The organism is Pseudomonas sp. yb_2 (genome assembly GCF_043103905.1).
In the GTDB taxonomy this organism is placed as follows: Bacteria; Pseudomonadota; Gammaproteobacteria; order Pseudomonadales; family Pseudomonadaceae; genus Aquipseudomonas; species Aquipseudomonas alloputida.
Genome location: NZ_JBICKH010000055.1, coordinates 70,575 through 81,236 on the forward strand (window position 1 = coordinate 70,575; position 10,662 = coordinate 81,236).

Sequence of the window (10,662 nt, forward strand, 5' to 3'; positions counted from 1 at the left end):
CTGTAGCCTTTTCCCCTGTGGGAGCGGGCACGCCCGCGAACACCGGCAGAGCCGGTGCCAAGCACCGCGGTGGCTGATTCGCGGGCACGCCCGCTCCCACAGCGATGGTGCAAGAAGGGGCAAACATGCAATTGAAAGGAGTCGCACATGGCCAAGCGTTCCCGCCCGGCAGCCTTCATCGACGACCCGCTGTGGTACAAGGACGCCGTCATCTACCAGCTGCACATCAAGTCGTTCTTCGACTCGAACAATGACGGCATCGGCGATTTCGCCGGGCTGATCAGCAAGCTCGACTATATCGCCGAGCTGGGTGTCAACACCTTGTGGCTGCTGCCGTTCTATCCCTCGCCACGCCGTGACGACGGCTACGACATCGCCGAATACAAGGCCGTGCACCCTGACTACGGCAGCATGGCCGACGCCCGCCGTTTCATCGCCGAGGCCCACAAGCGCGGCCTGCGGGTGATCACCGAGCTGGTCATCAACCACACCAGCGACCAGCACCCGTGGTTCCAGCGCGCCCGCCACGCCAAGCGCGGCAGCAAGGCGCGCGAGTTCTACGTGTGGTCGGACGACGACCAGAAGTACGACGGCACGCGCATCATCTTCCTCGACACCGAGAAGTCCAACTGGACCTGGGACCCGGTCGCCGGCCAGTACTTCTGGCACCGGTTCTACTCCCACCAGCCGGACCTCAACTTCGACAACCCGCAGGTGCTCAAGGCGGTGATCGGCGTCATGCGCTTCTGGCTGGACCTGGGTGTAGATGGCTTGCGGCTGGACGCGATCCCTTACCTGATCGAGCGCGACGGCACCAACAACGAAAACCTCGCCGAAACCCACGATGTGCTCAAGGCGATCCGCGCCGAGATCGACGCCAACTACCCCGATCGCATGCTGCTGGCCGAAGCCAACCAGTGGCCTGAAGACACGCGCCCGTACTTCGGCGAAGGCGACGGCGACGAATGCCATATGGCTTTCCACTTTCCGTTGATGCCGCGCATGTACATGGCCTTGGCCATGGAAGACCGCTTCCCTATCACCGACATCCTGCGCCAGACCCCGGAAATCCCGGCCAACTGCCAGTGGGCGATCTTTTTGCGCAACCATGATGAACTGACCCTGGAAATGGTCACCGACCGCGAGCGCGACTACCTGTGGAACTACTACGCCGAAGACCGCCGCGCGCGCATCAACCTGGGCATTCGCCGGCGCCTGGCGCCCCTGCTGCAGCGTGACCGTCGGCGCATAGAGCTGCTGACCAGCCTGCTGTTGTCGATGCCCGGCACGCCAACCCTGTATTACGGCGACGAACTAGGCATGGGCGACAATATCTATCTGGGTGACCGCGATGGCGTTCGCACACCCATGCAGTGGTCGCCAGACCGCAACGGCGGTTTTTCCCGCGCCGACCCGCAGCGCCTGGTGCTGCCGCCGATCATGGACCCGCTCTACGGTTACCAGACTGTCAACGTCGAGGCGCAAAGCCACGACCCGCATTCACTGCTGAACTGGACCCGGCGCATGCTGGCGGTGCGCAAGCAGCAAAAGGCCTTTGGCCGCGGCAGCCTGCGTACCCTCACGCCCAGCAACCGCCGCATCCTTGCCTATATCCGCGAGTATACCGACGCCGACGGCAATACCGAGGTCATCCTCTGCGTGGCCAACGTGTCCCGTGCCGCCCAGGCTGCCGAACTCGAATTGTCACAATACGCCGACAAAGTACCGGTGGAGATGCTGGGTGGCAGCGCGTTCCCGCCAATCGGCCAACTGCCGTTTCTGCTGACCTTGCCACCTTATGCGTTCTACTGGTTCCTGCTGGCCAGCCGCGATCGCATGCCCAGCTGGCACATCCAGCCCACCGAGGGGTTACCCGAATTGACCACATTGGTACTGCGCAAGCGCATGGAAGAACTGCTGCAAGCCCCCGCAAGCGATACGCTGCAAAGCACCATCCTGCCGCAGTACCTGCCCAAGCGCCGCTGGTTCGCCGGCAAGGAAGGGCCGATCGATGCCGTGCGCCTGTGCTACGGCGTGCGTTTCGGCACCGCCACCACGCCGGTGTTGCTCAGCGAAATCGAGGTGCTCAGCGACGGCACGGCCACCCGCTACCAGCTGCCGTTCGGCCTGCTGCGTGAGGAACAGATCCATACCGCGCTGCCGCAGCAGCTGGCGTTGTCGCGGGTGCGCCGTGCCCACCAGGTTGGCTTGATCACAGACGCCTTCGTCCTCGAGCCGTTCATTCACGCCGTGATGCAAGCCTGCCAGGATGGCCTGCGTCTGCCGTGTGGCGACGCTGAGGGTGAATTGCGCTTCGAATGCACAGAACAGCTGGCCGGCCTGGCGCTCGACGAGGAGAGCGAAGTGCGCTACCTCAGCGCCGAGCAGTCCAACAGTTCGGTGGTCATCGGCGACCGCGTGGTGCTCAAGCTGATCCGCCGGGTCAACCCGGGCATCCATCCAGAGCTGGAAATGAGTGCCTACCTGACCGCCGCCGGCTTTGCCAACATCTCGCCGCTGCTGGCCTGGGTCAGCCGGGTGGACGAACAACACGCGCCGCACCTGCTGATGATTGCCCAGGGTTACCTGAGCAACCAGGGCGATGCCTGGGGTTGGACCCAGAACACGCTGGAAAGGGCCATCCGCGACCAGATGGAGCCCACCCGCAACGACGCCGAAGCGCACACTGACGCATTGGCCGAACTCAGCGGCTTTGCCGCCTTGCTTGGCCAGCGCCTGGGCGAGATGCACCTGCTGCTGGCCGCACCCACCGAAGACCCGGCCTTCCAGCCGCGCCCCAGCGATGCGCAGGACAGCGAGCGCTGGCGTGCACAGATCAGCACCGAACTGACCCACGCCCTCGACCTGCTGGCCCAGCATCGCGACACGCTGGACGGCGACAGCCAGGCCTTGGTCGACGACCTGCAGCAACAGCGTGACGGCCTGGCACAGCACATCGACAACCTCGCCGAGCAGGCTCAGGGTGGCCTGCTGATGCGTGTGCACGGCGACCTGCATCTGGGCCAGGTGCTGGTGGTGCAGGGGGATGCCTACCTCATCGATTTTGAAGGCGAACCCTCCCGGCCCCTTGAAGAGCGCCGGGCAAAACACAGCCCTTACAAGGATGTCAGCGGCGTGCTGCGATCCTTCGACTATGCTGCTGCGATGATCTTGCGCAGCGCGTCTGCGGTGGACCTTTCCGAGCCGGCGCGGCAAGCCCGGCAGCGGGTTGCCCGGCAGTACCTGCACCAGTCCCGGCATGCCTTTGTCGAAGCCTATGGCCTGGCCACTGCCGCCATGCCCCATGCCTGGCAGCACGCCGAGGGCGAGCGCGCGGCGCTGGAGCTGTTCTGCCTGGAAAAAGCCGCCTACGAGATTACATACGAAGCCGAAAACCGTCCGAGCTGGCTGGCCGTGCCTTTGCATGGTCTGCATGGACTGATCAGTACCTGGGGAGAGTCAGAATGAACGTTACAACGCGTGAAAACGGTGGCCTTCGGCAACGGGACCTCGACGCCCTGGCCCGCGCCGAACACGCCGATCCTTTTGCGGTACTCGGCCCCCACGGCGACGGCGCAGGCGGGCAGGTGGTCCGCGCCTTTCTGCCCAATGCCCTGAAAGTGCGCATTCAGGCCCGGGATGACGGGCGGGTGCTTGCCGAAATGGAGCAGGGCAGCCTGCCCGGGTTGTTCAGCGCGCACCTCGATAAGGCACAGCCCTATCAGCTTCACATCGTCTGGGCCGGTGGCGAGCAAGTTACCGAAGACCCCTACAGCTTCGGCCCGCAATTGGGAGACATGGACCTTCACTTGTTCGCGGAAGGCAATCACCGCGATTTGTCCGGGCGCTTCGGTGCCCAGCCGACTCAGGTCGATGGCATCGACGGCGTGTGTTTCTCGGTCTGGGCGCCGAATGCCCGGCGAGTGTCGGTGGTGGGTGATTTCAACAACTGGGATGGTCGCCGTCACCCCATGCGCCTGCGCCACGGTGCGGGGGTGTGGGAGCTGTTCATTCCGCGTCTGGGCGTGGGCGAAACCTACAAGTTCGAAGTACTCGGCAAGGACGGCATACTGCCGCTGAAGGCCGACCCGCTGGCCCGTGCCACCGAGCTGCCGCCGAGCACGGCATCCAAGGTAGCCGGTGAACTCAGCCACGCCTGGCAGGACCATGACTGGATGGCGCAACGCGCCCAGCGCCATGCCTACAACGCGCCGTTGTCGATCTACGAGCTGCACCCAGGATCATGGCGTTGCGAGCTGGACGAAGCGGGGGAAATCGGGCGTTTCTACAATTGGCGGGAACTGGCCGAGCGGCTGGTGCCCTATGTGCAGGAGCTGGGCTTTACCCACATCGAACTGCTGCCGATCATGGAGCACCCGTTCGGCGGCTCCTGGGGCTATCAACCACTGTCGATGTTCGCACCCACCTCGCGCTACGGCAGTGCCGAAGATTTCGCCGCGTTCATCGACGCCTGCCACCAAGGGGGTATCGGTGTGCTGCTGGACTGGGTGCCGGCGCATTTCCCCACTGACGAACACGGCCTGGCGCGCTTCGACGGCACGGCCCTGTACGAATACGACAACCCACTGGAAGGCTACCACCAGGACTGGAACACGCTGATCTACAACCTCGGCCGCAATGAAGTGCGCGGCTTCATGATGGCCTCGGCGCTGCACTGGTTGAAGCATTTCCACATCGACGGCCTGCGCGTCGATGCGGTGGCCTCGATGCTGTACCGCGACTACTCGCGCAAGGCCGGCGAATGGGTACCCAACCGCCACGGCGGGCGTGAGAACCTGGAGGCCATCGACTTCATCCGCCACCTCAACGGCGTGGCTGCCCACGAGGCCCCGGGTGCGCTGATCATCGCCGAGGAGTCCACCGCCTGGCCTGGGGTCAGCCAACCTACCCAACAGGGCGGCCTGGGTTTTGCCTACAAGTGGAACATGGGCTGGATGCACGACACCCTGCACTACATCCAGAACGACCCGGTGCACCGCACCTACCACCACAACGAGATGAGCTTCGGGCTGATCTATGCCTATTCCGAGCACTTCATCCTGCCCATTTCCCATGATGAGGTGGTGCACGGCAAGCATTCGCTGATCGACAAGATGCCCGGCGACCGCTGGCAGAAGTTCGCCAACCTGCGTGCCTACCTCACCTTCATGTGGGCACACCCGGGCAAGAAGCTGCTGTTCATGGGCTGCGAGTTCGGCCAGTGGCGTGAGTGGAACCACGACGCCGAACTGGACTGGTACCTGCTGCAGTATCCCGAGCACCAGGGCGTGCAGCGCCTGGTGGGCGACCTCAACCGCCTGTACCGCGAAGAGCCGGCGTTGCACGAGCAGGATTGCCAGCCGCAGGGTTTCCAGTGGTTGATCGGTGACGACGCGCAGAACAGCGTGTACGCCTGGCTGCGCTGGAGCAGCAGCGGCGAGCCGGTGCTGGTGGTGGCCAACTTCACCCCGGTACCCCGTGAGGGTTACCGCATTGGCGTGCCGTTCGGCGAGCGTTGGCAGGAGCTTCTGAACAGTGATGCCGAGCTGTATGCCGGGTCGAATGTCGGCAATCTCGGGGCGGTGGCCAGTGACGAAGTGGCCAGCCACGGGCAGCCATTATCGCTGGCCCTGAACTTGCCGCCGTTGGGGGTGTTGATCATGAAGCCCGCCTGATCGGTTGGCTGTACTGGCCCTTTCGCGGGAGACCCGTTCCTACGCAGGCACCGCACCCGGCGGTGACCCGTGTAGGAGCGGGTTTACCCGCGAAGGGGCCGGCCCTGCCTACCACCGCATCCGCACCCCAAGGCTGCCAATCAACCCGTTCAGGTCATTGTCATCCACATCACTGCTGTAATCGGCGCTGACGAACAACGCCACCGAAGGCGTCACCCGCGCCACCAGCCCCAATCCCAACTCCACTGTGGTCGAATAGCGCGAGCTGGAGATCTTGTCGACCTGGTCCAGCTTCACCTCATCGGCATTGCTGAAGTCATACCACACGTTGGTACGCACATAGGGTTCGATGGGCATGCCGCGCACTTCGTAGCGCCCGGACAACTTGGCACCGACCCGGCCGCTCCAGCTCGGCTGGCTGTCGAAGGCTTGCAAGGTCTCTTCCTGCACCTGGTTGCCAGGGAAGAATTGCTGGTTGATCAACTGTGCCTGGGGCTCGATGACCCAGTTGCCCCCCAGGCGGATCGGGTAACCGCCCTCTACCGAGAAGGTCATTGCGTGGCCACTGTCGTCCAGGCGCTGGCCGTTTTCGCCACGGCCCATCACGTCGATCCGCGAGCCCATGGCTACGGCATCCAGGTGCCAACCCTGTTCATGGGTCATGCTCCAGTACACCCCCAGGCTTTCCCCGCTCAAGTTCACCGCTTTGCGCTGCTTGTCGCCCAGCAGAGGGCGCGCGCCTCTGAAGCTGCTTTGCAGGTTGTTGTGCCCCACGAAAATCCCTGCGCGGTGCACATCGCCCGCTGCAGTTTCACGCACGAACAGGTCCGGGCCGATCATCAGTTGCTGGCTGGGCGCCTCCAGCTGTGCCGGGGGCAGCGCGCGGCCGCGCGCACTGGTGGGGAAGAACTGCGCCCACTGACTGGCAATCAGGTCCGGTGCCGGCTGCTGGTGGCGTTCGCTCATCTGCTGCGAAAACGCATTGAGGGTGCCGAGACTCAACCCACTGGCACTGAGCGGGTCGAGCGACAGTTGCGCCGCCACGGGTTGCTGCAGAAAGCCGGGGGAGGTGGGGTCACCCTGCAGTTCGTACGCGATCGTTTCCACCGGGGTTGCCAGAAGCAGCGACGTGGAAACCGCGTAGAAAATGCTGTCGAAGCGCAAGGGGTTCGAGGTGCTTTTCATGGCGGATCTCCTTTGTTTTTGTGGTGCAGCCCGAGAACCTGGCCTGTTGTCACGAGCTGTACGGCAAAAACAGTGGGCGACCCAAACCAGCACGCCAGTTATCGCAAACGCGCACGAAGGCGCGAGCTAGAGGCCCGGCGCAAGTTTTTTACAGCTTGGTACTGTTCAGCTAAGGAGAGGTCGCGGCTTGCGTCAAGAAAGCGTGAAGGAAGTGTTGAGGGTGCGTCGTAACGCTCAACCTGTTGTTTTATAGGTAAAAACAGCAGGGTATAGCGGGGATCGCTATTTGCCGTGCCGTGGCTATGAAGAATGATTGCTAAAGTCGCACTTCAACGGCCAGCGGCAGGTGATCTGACAGGTGCGACCAAGGTTTGTGCCCCAGAATCCGCGGCCCATGGCTTTCGGCGTTACGCAGGTATATGCGGTCCAGGCGTAGCAGCGGCAGGCGGGCCGGGTAGGTGCGCGCGAGGTGGCCGTGGTGGCGCTCGAAGGCTTCGTGCAAGTCGCGTTGCAGGCCAAGGGTGCGGTTGCCATGGCTTTTCCAGTCGTTGAAGTCGCCGGCGATGATCACCGGGGCGTTGGCCGGCAGGGCGTCCAGCAGTTTACGCAGCAACTGCAGCTGCTTTTGCCGGTGGCTTTCCAGCAACGACAGGTGCACGCAGACCGCATGCACCTGGCCTTGCCCCGGCACCTCCAGCACACAGTGCAACAGGCCGCGGCGTTCGGGGCCGGTGATCGACACGTCCAGGTTGCGGTGCTCGATGATCGGGTATTTGGACAGCAACGCATTGCCGTGGTGGCCGTCAGGGTAGACCGCGTTGCGGCCATAGGCAAAGTCGCTCCACATGCTGTCGGCGAGGAATTCGTACTGCGAGGTCTGCGGCCAGCCGGGGTAGCGCGCGGCGTGGCGATCGTGGCTGCCGAGCACTTCCTGAAGGAAGACAATGTCGGCCTGTGTACTGCGCACCGCCTCGCGCAGCTCCGGCAAGATAAAGCGCCGGTTGAAGGCGGTGAAGCCCTTGTGGGTATTCACCGTCAGTACCCGCAGGCGTTTCACGGCCGGGGCCTGGCTGACGCTGGCGAAACCATTACTGCCGGCTTCGAGGCTCACGATTCCTCCTGAAGTTAACCCTGCCTCACTGTCGCCGCCAAACCCTGTGGGGGCCGGTACACCGTTCCCACCGGGTTTGGCGTGGCGATCACAACGTAGGACCTGCCTGGGCTATCACCGTTCACTCCTCGTCGTACTGCAACACCATCAGCAGCATCGACCGACCCTTCACCTCGAACGTACTATCAAATTGCAGGTGCTGCCCCTTGCGCAACTCCGGCCGGTCGGTATCGACCAGGCAGCTCCAGTAATCGCCTTCGGGCACGGCCGGTAGCTTGAATGGCACGATGTCATGGTGGGCATTGACGATCAGCAACACGGTGGCCTCGGCACCTGGCCGGGCGATACCGCTGACCTGCGCCCGGCCATCTATCAGCATGCCCAGGCAACGCCCGTGTGGGTCTTCCCATTGCTCAACGCTCATCTCGCTGCCATCGGGTGCCAGCCAGGTCACGTCCTTGACCCCAATTGCCTCATTGTAGTCACCCACCAGAAAGCGCGAGCGGCGCAGCACCGGGTAGGCCAGGCGCAGGCGCGTCAGGCGCTTGACGAAGGCCAGCAGCTCTTGGCCTTCCTCGTCCAGGTCCCAGTTCACCCAGCCGATCTCGCTGTCCTGGCAGTAAGCGTTGTTGTTGCCGTGCTGGGTGCGGCTGAACTCGTCGCCGGCAACGATCATTGGCGTGCCCTGGGCCAGCAGCAAGGTGGCGAAGTAGTTGCGCATCTGGCGCATGCGCAGGGCATTGATCGCCGGGTCGTCGGTCGGCCCTTCGACGCCGCAGTTCCACGACAGGTTGTTGTCGGTGCCGTCCTGGTTGTTTTCGTCGTTGTCTTCGTTGTGCTTGTGGTTGTAGGACACCAGGTCGCGCAGGGTGAAACCGTCGTGGGCGGTGATGAAGTTGACCGAGGAATAGGGCCTGCGCCCGCGGTTGTTGAACATGTCGCCCGAGGCGGTCAAGCGCGCGGCAAAATCGGCCAGCTGGCCTTCGTCGCCTTTCCAGAAGGCGCGTGCGGTATCGCGGAAGCGGTCGTTCCATTCCGCCCAGCCCGGGGCGAAGTTGCCCACCTGGTAGCCGCCGGGGCCGCAATCCCACGGTTCGGCAATCAGCTTGACCTGGCTCAGCATCGGGTCCTGGCGGCAGGCGACCAGGAAGCCATGACGCTCGCTGTAGCCATCGTGGTAACGGCCAAGGATGGTCGCCAGGTCGAAGCGAAAGCCGTCCACGTGCATTTCGCCGGCCCAGTAGCGAAGCGAGTCGGTGACCAACTGCAGCACGCAGGGGTGGCTCAGGTCCAGGGTGTTGCCAGTGCCGGAGTCGTTGATGTAGTAGCGCTTGTCGTCCGGCATCAGGCGGTAGTACGAGGCGTTGTCGATGCCGCGCATCGACAGGGTCGGGCCGCGCTCGTTGCCTTCGGCGGTGTGGTTGTAGACCACGTCCAGGATCACCTCAAGCCCCGCGTCGTGCAGGTGCGCGACCATCTCCTTGAACTCGGCGATCTTGCCGCTGGCCAGGTAGCGCGGGTGCGGGGCGAAAAAGGCGATGCTGTTGTAGCCCCAGTAGTTGTTCAGGCCCTTGTCCAGCAGGTGCTGGTCGTTGACGAAGGCGTGAATCGGCAACAGCTCGATGCTCGACACACCAAGGTCCTTGATGTGTTTGAGCAACTCGTCGTTGGCCAGGCCGGCGAAGGTGCCGCGCAGTTCTTCAGGCACAGCCGGGTGGCGCATGCTGATGCCGCGGGCATGCGCTTCATAGATGATCGTGCGCTCCCATGGGATCTGCACGCGCTGGTCGCGGCCCCAGGTGAACGCCGGGTCGATAACCTTGCATTTGGGCACGAAAGGCGCGCTGTCGCGCTCGTCGAACGACAGGTCACCATCGGGGTGGCCGATGGTGTAGCCGAACAGTGCCTCGGACCATTTCAGGCTGCCGACCAGTTGCTTGGCATACGGGTCGATCAGCAGTTTGTTGGGGTTGAAGCGGTGGCCGTTTTCCGGCTCGTAGGGGCCATACACCCGGTAGCCATAGACCAGGCCGGGGTGAGCGTCCGGGAGGTAGCCATGGTAGATCTCATCGGTGTATTCGGGCAGCTCTATGCGCTCGAGTTCCTGCTCGCCGGTGGAGTCGAACAGGCACAGCTCGACCTTGGTGGCGTTGGCCGAGAAGAGAGCGAAGTTGACCCCAAGGCCATCCCAGGTGGCGCCGAGGGGGAAGGGCATGCCTTCGCGAATGCGCGATGGTGCGACCGAGCGGGTTTTCTTTGGGGTGCGGGGGCTCATGACGATCCTCGAGTGGCCGTGATGGAAGGGGAATTGTGCTGTCCTGCATTGGCCACTTCGCGGGTAAACCCGCTCCTACATGCGCCTGTGATGAACCTGTAGGAGCGGGTTTACCCGCGAAGAGGCCCGGACAGGCTTAACCGGCAGTAGGCTTTTTCACCGCCCGGGGCTTTTTCACCGCAGTGGGTTTAACCCCCGGCAGGGCAGCCGCCTTGGGTTCGGCAGGCGCCTTCGGCTTGGCCGCTGCCTTCTTGCGCGGGGCTGCCTTGGGCGCCAGCGCTTCGGCCTCGGCCAGCTTGCGGGCCATTTCCCAGTGGCGTTCTTCTTCCCCTACGGGCTTACCTTCGGATTCCCAGATCTGGTAGGCAAATTCGCGAATACGCTTTTCATCGACACTCATCATGACGCTCCTGATG

Annotated in this window: 6 protein-coding genes; 2 read left to right on the forward strand and 4 right to left on the reverse strand. The window is 63.5% G+C overall.

What is annotated here, in order from left to right:
- Positions 1-147: 147 nt before the first annotated feature.
- Together treS and glgB are read left to right on the forward strand one after the other, a co-directional pair.
- Positions 148-3,468: a maltose alpha-D-glucosyltransferase gene (gene treS / locus ACF8FB_RS13665; protein WP_392511466.1), complete on the forward strand. Its 3,321-nt coding sequence runs from the start codon at positions 148-150 to the stop codon at positions 3,466-3,468.
- Positions 3,465-5,675, forward strand: coding sequence for a 1,4-alpha-glucan branching protein GlgB (gene glgB / locus ACF8FB_RS13670; protein ID WP_010954852.1), 2,211 nt, complete (start codon positions 3,465-3,467; stop codon positions 5,673-5,675). Before treS ends, glgB begins: the two co-directional genes overlap by 4 nt.
- A gap of 108 nt (positions 5,676-5,783) precedes the next feature.
- On the opposite strand, the gene ACF8FB_RS13675 is transcribed toward glgB, so the two are convergent.
- From ACF8FB_RS13675 to ACF8FB_RS13690, 4 genes are all read right to left on the reverse strand, one after another.
- A complete protein-coding gene (locus tag ACF8FB_RS13675; RefSeq protein WP_049588257.1) occupies positions 5,784-6,860 on the reverse strand; it encodes an autotransporter outer membrane beta-barrel domain-containing protein in 1,077 nt (358 codons plus the stop codon).
- Positions 6,861-7,176: 316 nt separating this feature from the next.
- Positions 7,177-7,971: an endonuclease/exonuclease/phosphatase family protein gene (locus ACF8FB_RS13680; RefSeq protein ID WP_003251297.1), complete on the reverse strand. Its 795-nt coding sequence runs from the start codon at positions 7,969-7,971 to the stop codon at positions 7,177-7,179.
- 121 nt (positions 7,972-8,092) lie between these two features.
- Entirely contained in the window at positions 8,093-10,246 is a 2,154-nt protein-coding gene (gene glgX, locus ACF8FB_RS13685; RefSeq protein ID WP_010954850.1) for a glycogen debranching protein GlgX, read from the reverse strand.
- A 136-nt stretch (positions 10,247-10,382) separates the two neighbouring features.
- On the reverse strand, positions 10,383-10,649 hold the full coding sequence (locus ACF8FB_RS13690) for a DUF2934 domain-containing protein (RefSeq protein ID WP_049588259.1): 267 nt from the start codon (positions 10,647-10,649) through the stop codon (positions 10,383-10,385).
- Between the last annotated feature and the right edge of the window lie 13 nt (positions 10,650-10,662).

Excerpts from the sequence above, each read along its gene's own strand:
- treS (WP_392511466.1), top strand. The coding sequence starts at position 148 with ATGGCCAAGCGTTCCCGCCCGGCAGCCTTCATCGACGACCCGCTGTGG.
- glgB (WP_010954852.1), top strand. The coding sequence starts at position 3,465 with ATGAACGTTACAACGCGTGAAAACGGTGGCCTTCGGCAACGGGACCTC.
- ACF8FB_RS13675 (WP_049588257.1), bottom strand. The coding sequence starts at position 6,860 with ATGAAAAGCACCTCGAACCCCTTGCGCTTCGACAGCATTTTCTACGCG.
- glgX (WP_010954850.1), bottom strand. The coding sequence starts at position 10,246 with ATGAGCCCCCGCACCCCAAAGAAAACCCGCTCGGTCGCACCATCGCGC.
- ACF8FB_RS13690 (WP_049588259.1), bottom strand. The coding sequence starts at position 10,649 with ATGATGAGTGTCGATGAAAAGCGTATTCGCGAATTTGCCTACCAGATC.